Annotated in this window: 11 protein-coding genes; 4 read left to right on the top strand and 7 right to left on the bottom strand. The window is 75.4% G+C overall.

What is annotated here, in order from left to right; translation table 11 throughout:
- Window positions 1-127 precede the first annotated feature (127 nt).
- The 6 genes from ACWEQL_RS08695 to ACWEQL_RS08670 form a co-directional block, all read right to left on the bottom strand.
- Complete coding sequence (locus ACWEQL_RS08695) at window positions 128-1480, bottom strand: VWA domain-containing protein (RefSeq protein ID WP_452149466.1); 1353 nt, start codon at window positions 1478-1480, stop codon at window positions 128-130.
- Window positions 1481-1679: 199 nt separating this feature from the next.
- Window positions 1680-3011 (bottom strand): protein phosphatase 2C domain-containing protein, encoded by a 1332-nt coding sequence (locus tag ACWEQL_RS08690; protein WP_452149465.1) that lies wholly within the window; start codon window positions 3009-3011, stop codon window positions 1680-1682.
- A gap of 3 nt (window positions 3012-3014) precedes the next feature.
- On the bottom strand, window positions 3015-5582 hold the full coding sequence (locus tag ACWEQL_RS08685; RefSeq protein ID WP_452149464.1) for a tetratricopeptide repeat protein: 2568 nt from the start codon (window positions 5580-5582) through the stop codon (window positions 3015-3017).
- A 4-nt stretch (window positions 5583-5586) separates the two neighbouring features.
- The gene (locus ACWEQL_RS08680) at window positions 5587-6969 is read right to left on the bottom strand and encodes a hypothetical protein (protein ID WP_452149494.1); all 1383 of its coding nucleotides are present in this window, start codon (window positions 6967-6969) and stop codon (window positions 5587-5589) included.
- A gap of 119 nt (window positions 6970-7088) precedes the next feature.
- A complete protein-coding gene (locus ACWEQL_RS08675; RefSeq protein WP_452149463.1) occupies window positions 7089-8105 on the bottom strand; it encodes a glutamate ABC transporter substrate-binding protein in 1017 nt (338 codons plus the stop codon).
- 13 nt (window positions 8106-8118) lie between these two features.
- Window positions 8119-9501 carry a hypothetical protein gene (locus ACWEQL_RS08670; RefSeq protein WP_452149462.1) on the bottom strand — a complete coding sequence of 461 codons (1383 nt, stop codon included), beginning with the start codon at window positions 9499-9501 and terminating at the stop codon, window positions 8119-8121.
- Window positions 9502-9957: 456 nt separating this feature from the next.
- On the opposite strand from ACWEQL_RS08670, the gene ACWEQL_RS08665 reads away from it, so the two are divergent.
- The 4 genes from ACWEQL_RS08665 (at window position 9958) to ACWEQL_RS08650 (ending at window position 13313) form a co-directional block, all read left to right on the top strand.
- Window positions 9958-10533 carry a nucleosidase gene (locus ACWEQL_RS08665; RefSeq protein WP_452149461.1) on the top strand — a complete coding sequence of 192 codons (576 nt, stop codon included), beginning with the start codon at window positions 9958-9960 and terminating at the stop codon, window positions 10531-10533.
- A 55-nt stretch (window positions 10534-10588) separates the two neighbouring features.
- On the top strand, window positions 10589-11188 hold the full coding sequence (locus tag ACWEQL_RS08660; protein ID WP_452149460.1) for a DinB family protein: 600 nt from the start codon (window positions 10589-10591) through the stop codon (window positions 11186-11188).
- A 180-nt stretch (window positions 11189-11368) separates the two neighbouring features.
- On the top strand, window positions 11369-12709 hold the full coding sequence (locus tag ACWEQL_RS08655; RefSeq protein WP_452149459.1) for a hypothetical protein: 1341 nt from the start codon (window positions 11369-11371) through the stop codon (window positions 12707-12709).
- Window positions 12710-12773: 64 nt separating this feature from the next.
- On the top strand, window positions 12774-13313 hold the full coding sequence (locus ACWEQL_RS08650; protein ID WP_452149458.1) for a hypothetical protein: 540 nt from the start codon (window positions 12774-12776) through the stop codon (window positions 13311-13313).
- A 33-nt stretch (window positions 13314-13346) separates the two neighbouring features.
- On the opposite strand, the gene ACWEQL_RS08645 is transcribed toward ACWEQL_RS08650, so the two are convergent.
- Window positions 13347-13967, bottom strand: a complete 621-nt coding sequence (locus ACWEQL_RS08645) for a cysteine hydrolase family protein (protein WP_452149457.1) — start codon at window positions 13965-13967, stop codon at window positions 13347-13349.
- Window positions 13968-14005: the final 38 nt, after the last annotated feature.

Below are 14005 nucleotides of genomic sequence, written 5' to 3'. Positions count from 1 at the left end.
TCATCGGGAAGCCGCAGAAGTCGCACCAGTCCTCGGCCTGCGACTCATGGCCCCTCGGGCAGATCGGCATCAGGTCCCCCCTCTTTCTCAGCCAGTTGGGGCATTGTCCGGCCGGGCCTCGGCCCGGTCACTTCTTGACGCGTACGGTCTTGGTGGACCGGGTCTCCAGGGTCTTGGAGTCGGCCTCGCTCACGTCCTTACGGAACCGAACCGTACCCTCCTTCGCGTCCACCACGTCGACCACCTTCTGCAAGAGTCTGAACGTGCCGTCGTTGCCGGTCGCGTGGGCGAGCCGGACGGCGGCGCCGAGCTTGGCGGTGGCGCGGTCCAGGTCACCGGCCCGGTGGGCGGCGAGGCCCTCCTGGATGGACGAGGCGAGCTCGGCCTGGCCGGTGTAGTGGGCGACCTGGGGGCTGATCCGGGTGGAGGCGGCCAGGTCGTCGGTCCAGAACGCCTTGACCAGACCCTGGGACAGCACCTCGGGCGCCCCGCCGGCCGGCGGGGGAGGCAGGACCAGGCTGATCCGGGCGGCGAGCATCTCGTTGCCGACCGCGGCGGGCGGCACCTCCACGCAGACGTGGTAGTCGCGGCTCTCGTCGCCCCAGGAGCCGGTGGGGTAGTCGCCGGAGCGCGGGCCGGAGTCGGTGCGGCGGTGGGTGAGGTCCTCCATCGACGGGGCGACCTGCTTGACGAAGCGGACCACCGCGTTGGCGGGCGTCCAGATGCGCAGCGCGACGTCGGCGACCTGCTTGCCCATCGCCTTGGCCATCATCGAGCGGAAGTCCTCGGCGAGGCCGGACGGCTCGGCGACGATGTCGACGGTGCCCAGCAGCGCGGAGGAGATCCGGCGCAGCTCGTCCACTCTCCAGTCGGTGCCCACGCCCCGGCAGTCGACGGTGAAGTGGCCGGTGGCGCGCTCGACGGCGCGGTCGAGGTCCTCGGCGGTCTCGTGCTCGTTGTTGCCGTCGGTGAGCAGGATGGCGTGCCGGATGGTGAGGTCCGGGCGGGTGCGGAAGAGCTGGTCGGCCTTGGCCAGCCAGGTGCCCATGGCGGTGCCGCCGGCCGCGGCGAGGCGGCGCAGCGCCTCCTTGGCGTGCTCGCGGGTGGCGGGGGAGGCGACGGCGAGGGTGCCGTCGGCGGGGTAGATCTCGCGGGCCTCGTGGGTGCCGGCGACCACGGCGAAGGCGACGCCGTCGCGCACGGTGTCGATGGCGACGGCGGTGGCCTCGCGGGCGCCGCGCATCTTGCTGGCCGGGTAGTCCATCGACCCCGAGCAGTCGACCATGATCACCACCGCGGAGGACCGCGTGTCCGGCGCGGTGGTGTCGGCCATGCCGAGCGGGCGGCCGCCGGTGGTGCCGCCGCCGGTCGCGGTGACGGTCACGATGGCGTTGACCTCCCGGCCGCCGGCCGCGAGGTACTCGTTCTGGAAGATGTCCACGTCGAACCTGGGCAGGTTCGGTTTGGCCAGCGTTGCCATGGGCCGGTGGCTCCCGTCGGTGGTCGTCGGTACGTCGTGGTGCTCTCGTGCTCGTCGTGCTCGTACTCGTGCTCGTGCGGCTCGTGCTCGTCGTGCGGCTCGTACGGTTCGCGCCGGCCGGCGCGCCCGGACACCCCGCGGCGCTCCCGGGCGGCCCGCCCGCCCGGTCCCGGTGCGCCCCGGTCCGGGTGCGCCGGTGTCAGCGCGGCGGGTGCGGCGGCTGCGGGGGGAGCGGCGGTGCGGGCGGGGCCTGGTGCAGCGGTGCGGCCGGCGAGCCGATCACCGGCAGGTCGGGGAGGGTCGGGTCGTACTCCTCGTCGTCGACGGCCGTGGTGGCGGTGGCGGCCGCGGTGACCACGGGCAGGTCCAGCGCGGTGGCCGTACGGTCCCCGTCCGCCTCCGCCGATCCGGCCGCCGGCCCGGTGGCCGCGGACCTCGTCGGGTCGATCGGCAGCACGGCGACGGTGATGTTGTCGTGCCCGCCGGCCGCGACCGCGAACTTGACCAGGGTCTGCGCCGCCGCGAGCGGTTCGGTGCGGGCGTCCTGGCGGACGAAGTAGGCGAGGTCGGTGGCCGCCTCGGCGTAGTTCCACAGCCCGTCGGTGCAGATCAGCAGGACGCCGGGGACGTGCGGGGTGAAGTCCAGGGTGTGCGGGATGACCTCCTCGGCGTCCGCGCCGAGCCAGCCGGTGATCGCGTGGGCGCGCGGGTCGGCGTACGCCTCGGCCTCGCCCATCAGCCCGGCCTCGACCATCTTGGCGGCCCAGGAGTCGTCCTGGGTCAGCCGGAACGGCTCGGCCGAGATCCGGTCGTCCGGGATCCAGTACGCGCGGGTGTCGCCGACCCAGCCGATGGTGACCCGGCCGCCGGCGGCGATCGCGCTGACGTAGGTGCAGGCGGGCGCGTTGACGTCGGGCCGGGTGGGCGGGACGCCGTCGTGGGCGAGGCCGGCGACCGCGCGGGCGGCGTCGGCGATCGCCCGGCGCATCGCCTGGCCGGGGTCGGTGCCCTGCTCCAGCGAGGTGAGCAGGGACTCCGAGGCGGCGTCGACGGCGGTCTCGGAGGCCTGGTCGGGACGGTCGGAGGAGGAGACCCCGTCGCAGACCACGGCGACCACGACCGGTTCGCCGCCGGGCAGCGAGGTGGCGGCGACGGTGAAGGAGTCCTCGTTGCGGTGGTGGCGCACGCCCCGGTCGCTGACCCCGGCGACGCCCGCGAGGGCCTTCTCCATGTGGTCGCGCGGGCGGGGCTGGGCGCCGCCGCAGGTCTCGCAGTAGCCGTCGGCGGTGACGGCGTGGGTGCCGCAGTGCACGCAGGCCGGCCCGGTGGGGTGGGGCGCGGTCGGCTGATTGGGGAGGGTCGGCGCGTGCTCGTCGGTGGCCCGGTGGTCCGCCCGGTGGCCGGCGGCCCAGCTCACGGGCATCGCGCCCGGTGCCGACCGCCCGTCACGGGCGGTGCCGCAGGAGCCGCAGTAGACGTCCTCCGGCTCCAGCGGCTCGGCACAGTTCGGGCACACGGTCTGCTGCGGCATTGGCTACACCCACGTCCTGGGGCGGGCGCGGTTGGCACGCTCCACCATCTCGATCCTGTTCTCGTCCCGGTCGGCCAACCGGGCGAGTACCCGGTAGGAGTGTTCCAGGGCGAAGCGCAGTTCCCGTTCCACCGCCGGACGTCCGAGCACGGTGAGTCCGACGGCGTCGCCGGTCGGGCCGGGGGCGCCGGCGGTCACCCAGGACAGGGCGGCGTCCAGCACCTCGACCGACAGTTCCTCACGGCGGCGGGCGTCCAGCGCCAGCGCGGTCAGCTGGGCGGAGCCGGCCGCGAGGTCGGCGGCCAGCGGGTCGGTGACGGGCCGTTCGCGCAGCCGGGCGCGGACGGCGGCGATCCGGGCCGCAGTGTGGTGGCTGGAGGTGGCCGGCACCGACTCCAGCACCTCGACGGCGCCGGGCCGGTCGCCCGCCGCGAGGCGGACCCGGGCCAGTCCGAAGGCCGCGCTCACATAGCTCCGGTCGGTGCCCCAGACCAGCCGGTAGAACTCGGCGGCGTCCTCGTGGTTCTCCAGCAGCTCGGCGCAGAGCGCGAGGGCGAGCTTGGGCGCGGCCTCCCCGGGGAACGCGTCGTACAGCGCGTCGAAGGCCTCCGCGGCGGTGCCGTCGCTGGCCCCGGCGGTCCCGGTGAGGGCGTGCAGCCCGCGGGACCAGATGACCCGCCAGTCGTCGGGGTGGTCCTGTTCCAGCGCGGCCAGCGCGGCGTCCGCCTCGGCGCGGCGGTCCAGTTCCAGCAGGGCGCGCAGCTCGCGCAGCCGCCGCTCGACCGAGTCGGTGGGGGCGGCGGCGAGCGCGGTGAGCGCCTCCTGCGGGTCGGCGGCGACCAGGGTGGCGAGGAAGCCGGCGTTGGGGTCGGCCGGGTCCACCCGGGGGACGGGCAGCGCCAGGGCGGCCTCGCGGCGGTTCAGCGGGGCGACCCGCAGTTCGCGGGGCCGCGCGGGGTCGGCGACCACCGTGCTCTCCACCACCCGCAGCTCCGGCCCGAACAGGCTGGACAGGGCCGGGCGCGGCCGCCCGTCCTGGAGGGCGAGGACCTCCCGCAGCACGCCGGTGAGCTGGTCGGCCATCTCCCCGGCGGAGGCGAAGCGCCGGGCCGGGTCCGGGTCGGTGGCCCGCACCAGGAGGCGGTAGTACGACTCGTACGCGGCGAACACCGGGACCTCCTCGGGCCCGGGCAGCGAGTGGCGGTACGTGGTGTTGTAGTCCGGGAAGTCGACGGTGAGCACGGCCAGCGTGCGGGCCACCGTGTACAGGTCGGAGGAGGGGGAGGGGCCGTCGGCGGCGATCTCGGGCGCCTGGTAGCCGACGGTGCCGTAGATCGGGCCCTCGTCGTCGAGGCGGCGGACGGCGCCCATGTCGATGATCTTGAGCGAGTCGCCGCTCTGGATCACGTTGTCGATCTTGAAGTCGCAGTACACCAGGCCCCGCGCGTGCAGGTAGCCGAGCGCCGGCAGCGCCTCCAGCGCGTACGCGATCGCCTGCTCCACCGGTAGCGGGTCGCGCCGCCCGGCCGGGGTGCGGCGCTCGTTGGCGATGTCCTTGAGGGACTTGCCGTCGACGTACTCCATCACGATGTAGCCGTCGGTGGCGCCGGTGCGCAGGTCCGGGTGCTCGGCGAAGTTGATGATGCGCACGATGTTCGGGTGGTCGACCTCGGCCAGGAACCGCCGCTCGGCGACCGCCGCCGCGAGCGCGTCCTCGTCCCCGGTGTCCAGCAGGCCCTTCAGCACCACCCACTTGTCGTTGACCCGCCGGTCCACCGCCAGGTAGATCCAGCCGAGCCCGCCGTGCGCCAGACAGCCCATCACCTCGTACTGCCCGCCGACCAGGTCACCGCGGCGCAGCTTGGGCGTGAACGAGTACGGCGTCCCGCACTTGGTGCAGAAGCCGTCCGGACGGCCCGATCGGCCGTTCTTCTCCCGGCCGACCGGGCCGTCGCACCTGGAGCAGTACCGCTTGCGCTCGGGCACCCCCGGGTTGGCGAGCACCGCCGTGGCCGGGTCCGCCGCCGGCACCGACGGGACGCTCACCAGCCCGGCGCCCAGCCGCCCCCGGCCGGTGGAGGAGCCGGTGGACCGGGTGCTGCGCACCGACAGCGAACGGCCGGTGCCGCTGCGGGTGGAGCGGTGCGAGCGCGAGCGGCCGGACATCGAACGGGCCGAGCCCGAGCGCTGGGAGCCCGAGCGCAGCGACGAGGAGTCCGGGGCGACCCGGGCGGAGGGGACGTACGGCTCGGTGCGGCCGGTGTCGGCGCCGGGCGGGGTCAGCCCGCACTCGTCGCAGTAGCCGTCCTCGTCGATGGTGCCCCCGCAGTCCCGCGGGCAGGGCGTGCCGGGCCCGGCGGTCGTGACCGGGCTCCCGGCCGTGCCGGTCCGTACGGACGGACTGCCCGCGGACGAGCTGCCCGCGAACGAGCTACCCGTGGACGGGCCGCCCGTCGGGGAGGTGTGTACCGGGGAGGTGCCCGCCGGGGCGAGGCCGCACTCGTCGCAGTAGCCGTCCTCGTCGATCGTCCCGTTGCCGGTGCAGTCCGGCCGTACGCACGCCTCGCCCATCGCCTCAGCCCCCCAGTCCCTGGTCCTGCCCGTGGTCCGGTCCGTGCTCGTGCCCCGGCGCCCCCGCGTCCGCCGGCTCCCCGTCCGGTGCCGCGGGCGCGTCCGCCGGCGGTGGTGCCGCGGCGGGCCGCAGCGCCTGCTGGAAGCGGGCCACCGCGCCCGCCGCCGCCCGCAGGTCGCAGGGCGCGCTCCACAACAGCCAGCGGGCCTTCTCGTAGCGCTCCAGCACCTCGGGGTCCTCGGCGACCCCCAGTCGCGCGGCCATCGCCTTGTACGCGTCCAGGCGTCCGCGCAGCTCGGCCCGGACGGCCAGCGGCTGGGTCACCTCGGTCAGCGACTGCCGGGCGCGGGACAGCTCCTTGGCGGCGGCGTCCTCCAGCGCGTCCACCAGCGGGGCCAGCCGGTGCCACTGGCCGCTCTGGCGCAACTCCAGGGCCACCACGATCCGTTCGCGCAGCGCCGAGGCCGGTCCGGGCACCGCCGGGACCTCGGTCGCGGCTATCTTCGCCAGCACCTCGCCGCGGGCCCGGCGGGCCTCGGCGAGCGTCGCGTCGGCCCGCTGGAGCAGGTCGCCGACGGACTGCAGCCGCTCCTCGGCGTCGTCGCGCAGCCGCAGCAGGTCGTCCAGCTCCAGCCGGACGCCGTCCAGCGCCCGCCCGGCCCGGTCGAAGCGCTCGGTGTCCACCACGCCGGACGGGGTGGCCAGTGCCTCGCCGTCCGGGACGGTGCCGCGCTGGGCCGGCACCCGGGCCGGGCGCCACAGCGCCAGCGGGTCGCCGCGCACCTCGCCGCGCAGCTCCGTCAGGTCGTGCTCCAGGCCGGCCAGGTCGTCGCCGATCGGGTGGGTGCCGACCCGTGCGCCCAGCGAGGCGGCGAGGGTGCGCACCCGGCCGAGTTCGGCCAGCAGCAGGTCGATCCGGGTGGGCAGCGCCGACCAGACCGCGTCGACGGCGCTGACCACCTCCAGCACGGTGGCGTACCAGGAGTTCATCCGGGCCATCAGGTCGGCCAGGCTGATCCGCTCGACCAACTTGGCGGGCGCGCCGAGCAGTTGCGGACCGTCCGGGAACGCGCCGCCGGGCACGGTGACCGCCGGCCCGGTCAGCAGCTCGCTCAGCTCGGCGAGTTCGGGCCCGCCCGGGCGGGCCTTGCGGGCCCGGACCGCGCGCGCCGAGGCCAGCGCCTCCGAGTAGCGGTCGAACAGGGCCCACAGCAGCGGCAGTCCCTGCCCGGCGACGGACCAGCGCTCCTGGGTGCGCCCGGCCAGCTCGGCGCCGTCCAGCAGCCGCAGGCCCGGGTGGTCCTGCAGCGAGAGCAGCGCCGCCTCGACCGCGTCGCGTTCCTCGCCCAGGCGTGCCAGGGTGCGGTCCACCTCCTCCCGGCTCATCACCGGGCCGGCAGATGCTGCCACCGTCGTGTCCCCTTCCCTGTTCCGTGTTCTCCGTCGCGGGCCCCGGTCACGTGGTGCGTGGTTCCGTGGCGCGTGGTTCCGGTCGTGATCCGACCCTAGCGGGGCGCGACCGGCCAGTAGTGCTCGGCTTCGCCCCGCATGTACGGCCGCAGCCACCGTTCGTACGAGTTCTGCCAGGCGCCGCTGGCGTGGTAGTCGGCGAGCACCTGGTTCACCCGGGCCGTCAGGTCGGGGCTGGTCCTCAGCATCGCGACCCCGATCACGGCCGGCTGGACCTCCCCGTCCACCACCCGGACGGTCCGGTCCTGGGCGGCCTGGCCGGCCGCCAGGCCGTCGTCGGTCATGGTGGCGTCGACCTTGCCGAGCTGCATCAGCACCAGGCAGTCCAGGTGGTTCTCCACCGACACCAGCCTGCCCACGGCCGGGCGGGACTTGAGCTCGGTCTCGGCGGTGGAGCTCGCCGCCGCGCAGACGGTCCGCCCGTTCACCGCCTCGTCGATGGTCCGCGCCGGCGAGGCCTTCGGCACCACCACCCGCTGGCCGATGGTGAAGTACGGCGTGGAGAAGGCCACCTGCTGCAGCCGGTCGCAGGAGATGGTCATGGTACGGACGATCAGGTCGACCCGGCCCTCCTGGATGAACTTGATCCGGTCGGCCGTCGGCACCGCCTTGAGCTTCACCTTGTCCGGGTCGCCGATGATCGCCGTGCCGATCGCGGTGGCCAGGTCGATGTCGAAGCCCTCGATGGCGCCGGTGTCGGGGTTGCGGGCGCCCCAGCGGTAGCTGTTCTGGTCCACGCCGATGACCAGGCTCCCCCTGGCCTTGATCGCCAGCACGGACGGCCCGTCCACGCCGCTCGGCGGCACGCTGCCGTACAGGTCGCAGCCCGGGTCGGCGGCCGGCGCCGCGCCGGCGCGCTCTCCCACCGGCGCGCTGCCGGGCCCGGCCTGCTGTGCTGCCGTCCCGGCCTGTCGCGCTCCGGTCTGCTGCGCTCCGGTCTGCTGCGCCAGGACGGCGCCCTGCGGGCTGCCCGCGCCGAGCACCGCCGCCGCGCAGGCCAGCAGCGCCACCGCCACGGCGGAGCGGCCGCGGGTCCTCGTCACTCGCCTCATCCCCGTCCCCCCTCTACCGGTACTCGGCCAGTCGCCGGCCCAGGCCCCGCACCGCCGCGGCCGCCGCCACCAGGGCGAACACCCCGGCCGCGAGCGCCGAGTCGCGCAGCACCCCGTCGGTGCCGCCGGCGGCCTCCCGGAACCGGGCCAGCTCGATCGCGGCGGACCGCTCCAACTCCTCGTCCACGGCCTTGAAGGCGGCGTCCGCGGTGTCCGGGGCCCGCTTCGGGTCCACGGTCACGGTGGCGTCCAGCGCCGCCTGGTAGCCGCCGTCGGCCGCGGTCTCCAGCTTCGCCGCCGCGTCGTGGCGCTCGCGCCACTCGGTGAAGTGCTCCTGCGCGTCCCGCAGCGGGTCCGCGGCCTGCGCCGGCGCCAGCCGCAGGGCCTCCGCCAGGCTGCCCGTCCCGGGCTTGCCGGGCGCCTCCAGCTGGCCCGCGGTGGTCGACCACATGCCGGCGTAGCGCGCGGTGGAGCCGCGGGCGACGTAGTGCAGGTTCTCCGCCAGCCGCGCGCTCAGCACGTCCACCCGGGCGGTGTTGACCGCCCGCAGCGGCCCGGTGCCCTCCCGCTCGCCCTCCCGCAGCGCGGCGTCCGCCGCCAGCCCCGCGCCGGTCAGCCAGAGCAGCGCCCCCAGCACGGCCGCGGTGGCGCCCAGCAGGCCGATGTTGAACACCCGGTTGGTGCGCCGGAACAGCACCAGCTGCACCACCCCCAGCGCCGCCAGCGCCACCGCCCCGAGTTCGTACGAGGCCCACGGGGTGGCCCGCGCCGCCCGGTAGTCGTCCGCGAGCTGCTGCTCCTCGGCCGCGGCCAGCGAGGCGGCGGCCGGCAGCAGCACCGAGCGCATCTGCTCGGAGGCGTACCGCAGATAGGCGCCGCCGAGCGGGTAGCCCTGCCGGTTGTTGGCCCGGGCGCTCTCCACCAGCCCCGCGTAGACGGGCAGTTGCTGGTTCAGGTCGGACAGCCAGCGCTGCGCGGGGGAGTCCGCGGTGGTCCGCGCCGCCGCCTCCGCGATCAGCCGGGAGGCCGTCGCCAGATCCGCCTCGTAGCGCTCCCGCACGCCCTTGGGCTCGGCGCCCGCGAGCAGGAACCCGGTCGCCGCGGTGGTGTCCGCGTCGGCCAGCGAGCGCCGGATGTCGGCGGCCGCCTGGCTCAGCGGCTGGCTGTACGAGACCACCCGCTCCGCGGCCCGCGCCCGGGAGTCGGCCTGCCAGGCCGTGAGCGCCCCGAACGCCAGCGTCAGCGCCGCCAGCAGCGCGCCGGCCAGCCGCAGGCGGCCCGGGGCCGTCCGGGTGGCCCGTTCCAGCCGGGCCCGCAGGTCGGCCCGGACGGCCGCCGCGGTGCCCGGCGGCGGCGCGACCGTGCGCGCCTCCTCCGTCCGTACTGGTGTCGCCACCCCGTCCCCCACCCTCCCCTGTGGCCGCCCCCGTCGAGCCGGGGCCCGGCCGTTGCCAGCAGTATGGCCGCCGCCCTGGGCGATCACACGTGACTTGCGCCGATCCTGAGCTTCTCCGTGCCGCGCCCGCGGTCGTGCCGCGTCGCGTCGTGCGGTGTTGCTTCGGTTCCGTGCGTGCCGTGCGGTGCTGGTGTGTGCGCCCGCGTGCGGTACCCGTACGCGGGGTCGTGCCCGGTGGCGCGTGCCCGGCGGTGCGTGCCCGGCGGTGCGTGCCCGGCGGTGCGTGTGCGGTGGCACGTGTCCGTCCGGCCGTGCGGGGATGCCGCCCGGGGTACAGGGTCGGGGGGCTCCCCGAGTGACGCCGGGGGCACCCTACGCGGTTCCCCCGAGGGGCCGGAGGGGAGGGGTCCGCTTGCGGCCCCGGGGTGGAGGCCGAGGGTCCGTACCATGGGCGGCATGCGTCTGATTGGAACGATCTCCCCCGACCGCCCGCTGCTCGTCGTCGCCGTCCGGGAGGAGGCCGCTCACCTGGGGGAACGGCTGCCGGTGCTGCTCACCGGGATCGGCAAGATCAACGCCGCCGCCGCGCTGGCCACCGTCCTGGCCGGCGGCGAGCACCCGTCGGTGATCGTCAACCTCGGTACGGCCGGCGCCCTGCGCCCCGGCTGGGCCGGCACCCACGAGGTCTCCCAGGTGCTCCAGCACGACCTCGACACCCCGGTGCTGCACGCCCTCACCGGCCGCACCTACGGCGCGCCGATAGCGCTCGGCGACCACGCCGGCCCGGTGCTCGCCACCGGTGACCTCTTCGTCTCCGACCCGGCCGCCCGCGACCGCCTCGCCGAGCGCGCCGACCTGGTCGACATGGAGGGCTACGCGCTCGCCACCGTGGCCGCCCGCGCGGGCGTCCCGATCCGGCTGATCAAGCACGTCAGCGACGAGGCCGGCGCCGACGCGGGCCGCACCTGGCGCGAGTCGGTCGACGAGTGCGCGAAGCTGCTCGCCGACTGGCTGCACACCGAGCGGATCTGACCCTCCGTCGGATCGACGGGCGGGGCCTCCTCCGGCCGGTCGTAGGGTGGCGGCCGTGACCGACACCACTCCCGTGACCCCCGCCGCCGTGACTCCTGCGGCCCCCGCGACCGCCGCCGCCCCTCCGGCTCCTGGGTCCCCCGTGCCGCCGGTGGCCGCCCGGAAGCGCAGCGACGTCCGCCCGCCCGGCCTCAACGCCGACGAGGCGACCACCCTGCGCACCTTCCTCGGCTACCTGCGCGAGGCGGTGATCTCCAAGACCGCGGGCCTGACCGACGAGGAGGCCCGCCGCCCCGGCGTGGCCTCGGGCACCAGCCTGCTCTGGCTGGTGCGCCACCTCACCGCCGTGGAGCTCAACTGGTTCCTGTGGGCCTACCGGGGCGACGACGTCGAGCCCTGGGACGACGACGTCCCCTCGCCCGGCGACGAGACGGCGGAGGGGGCGGTGGCCGCCTATCGGGCCGCCATCGCCCGGGCCGACGAGGTGATCGCGGTGAACCCCGACCTCGACCGCCCCGGCGTGCGCTCGCTGCGCCCCGGCGCGGAGGCGCCCTCGATGCGCTGGGTGCTCGTCCACATGATCGAGGAGACGGGCCGTCACGCGGGCCATGCCGACATCCTCCGCGAGCAGCTGGACGGCCGCGTCGGGCGCTGACCCGGCCGCCCGATCCGGCCCGCCGGACCCGCCCCGCGCGACCGGGACGGAAGGGGCGGGCGGGGCGTTCGGGACGGCCCTGGTGGCACGCGGCCTGACGGCTAGTGGAATACTCCCCCGCGCAGTGCTGGCGTCATCGAGGTGGCGTCGCACGTTTTCACACAGGGGGAACAAGAGTTCATGTCAACGTCAGGCAGTACCGCACGCCGCACCAAGCGCACCGCCCGGGCCGCCCTCGGCGCCTCGGTGCTCACGCTGAGCCTGCTCGCCACCTCGGCCTGCGGCCCGGAGAACAACTCCGATGACGCCGCCGGACCGGGCGGCCCGGCGGCCGCCGGCCCGAACCTCGGCCTCCCGGCCAACCTCGAGGACCTCAAGAAGTGGAAGTTCGAGGACTGGGAGAAGTGGGCGAAGGACTACGCCCTCCCGGCCGCCGCCAAGGGCTTCTGGACCCTGGAGAAGCTGCTCCAGGCCAAGCCGGACGAGCCGCTCCCGCCGCCGGCGCCCAAGCCGCCGACGGGCCAGCCGCCCGCCACCCAGGCCCCCGGCACCCCGGCCCCCGGCAGCAAGGCCCCGACCCAGCCCGCGCCGAAGCCGTCCAGCACCCAGAAGCCCGCCACCCAGGCGCCGAGCCAGGCCCCGGCGACCCAGGCGCCCGCCACGCAGGCCCCGGCCACCCAGGCCCCGGCCCAGCCCGGTGACGACGGCAACGACGAGCTGCCGAAGACCGTCAACGCCCAGCCGCTGCCGCACCCGTACACCAAGGTCGCGATGCACGGGAAGCTCTTCGCGGACGCCCCCGGCACCGGCGCCAACCAGGCCGGCGGCCTCAACCACAACCAGTGCTCCGCCACCGTGGTCGCCGACCCGGCCCACCCCGGCAAGAGCAACCTGGTGTGGACCGCCGGCCACTGCGTCCACCAGGGCAAGGGCGGCAACTTCTACAGCAACATCACCTTCATCCCTGCCTTCAACAGCAACGGTTCGCTGAGCAAGGGCAAGGACGCCGACGAGTCGCAGTACGCCCCGTACGGCGTCTGGCCGGCCACCCAGGCCGTCACCTCCCCGCAGTGGAAGGCCGAGGGCGGCAAGACCGGCGACGCGGCCACCCACTACGACTTCGCGATCATCCGGGTGCAGCCCCCGGCCGGGAAGTCCCTGGAGGAGGCGGTCGGCGGCGCGGTGCCGGTCTGGTTCAACGCCCCGCGCGACCAGCTCAGCATCTCCGAGTACGGCTACCCGGCCGCCCCGCCGTACGACGGCATGGAGCTGAACCGCTGCGAGAGCGGCCGTCCGGTCCGGCTGTCGTACGAGCCGTCCCGCCCGCCGATGCTGGCGATCGGCTGCACCATGACCGGCGGCTCCAGCGGCGGTGGCTGGCTGGCCGTCAAGGACGGCAAGCCGGCCCTGGTCAGCAACGTCTCGGTCGGCAAGCACACCGGTGAGCCGAAGTTCCAGGCCGGTCCGTACCTGGACGACGTCGCCAAGGGCGCGTACGACTTCATCGCCAAGAAGGGCTGATCCGGAGTCGGTCGTCGTGGCCGCCCCCGCCGGACTGTCGGCGGGGGCGGTTACGTTTGACCGCATGACGACGTCACTGCTGAGCACCGTCCGCGCCAACGACATCGCCGTGGAAGCCCTGCTCTGGCCGGGGGACTTCGACCTCGACGCGACCGAGCACGTGGAGGAGGTCGTGCTGGCCTCCGGCGAGCGCCTGGAGCCGATAGCCGGGGACGGCTCCGGCGGGACGTACTTCCTGTGCGGGGAGGGCGGCGACGAGCGTCCGGTGCTGTACGCCGACTCCGAGGGCCAGGCCGGGCTGCTGGCGGTCGGCCTGCCGGAACTGATCGGCCTGCTGCTCGTCGTGCCGTGGTGGCGGGACTGCCCCGGCTTCACGGTCGAGGAGTCCCGGGAGGCCGCCGAGGAGTACCTGGCCGACGAGCCGGCCTGGCCGGGCATCGCCGCGGCCGCCGCGGAGGCCCTCGGCCTGCGCGAACTCCCCACCGAGGCGCAGGCGCTGGCCCGGCTGCGCGAGGTGGCCATCGGCCCCGGCCGGGAGGCCTTCACGCTGCTCAACGTGGCAGAGGGCGGGGCCTACGAGCAGTTGTTCCGGGTCAGGGGGTGAGCGTCACGGACCGAGCCTTCACTGGCGGGAGCGTCACCGGCTGAGCGCCGCGGGCCGGGCGGCCGTCGCGGCCGTGACGACCGCCTCCGTCGTGACCACCTTGGCGAAGCGCATCGTGTGCAGCACGGCCGAGGTGGCGCGGGCGAGCTCGGCGGCCGGGATGGTCACGCCGTCCGGGCCGGCCATGTCGAAGGCGTGCATCGCGTCGACCGGGAACACCGCGTCGTAGCCGAGGTTGCCCGCCATCCGCGCCGTGGTCTCGTTGCACACGTTGGTGATGATCCCGGCGATCACCACCTGCCGCGCGCCGCGCTCCTGGAGCCAGGCGTGCAGGTCCGGCGTGCCGTAGAAGGCCGAGTTGACCGTCTTGGTGACGCGCAGGTCGGCCGGCACGTCCGCGACCGAGTCCTTCAGCTCGTAGCCCGGGGTGCCCGGCTGGAGCGGGCCCGCCTTGGAGCCGTGCCGGACGATCACGATCGGCCGGCCGGTGGCCTGCCAGGCGTCGGTGAGCTCGGTGATGCGCCGCTCGGCGTCGGGGTTGTCCCGCGGGCCCCAGAAGGCCGCGTCGTCGAAGCCCTTCTGGACGTCGATGACCACCAGGACGGCGTCCTGGTCGATGGTGAGCGGGGCGTCGAATGCGTCGGTGTTCGTCATGAATCCATCGTGGCCCCGGCCGGACGGCGGCCGTGATG

The organism is Kitasatospora sp. NPDC004240 (assembly GCF_053603215.1).
Note: the sequence above shows the minus strand (reverse complement) of the source record. Positions and strands in the feature narration are given on the sequence as shown.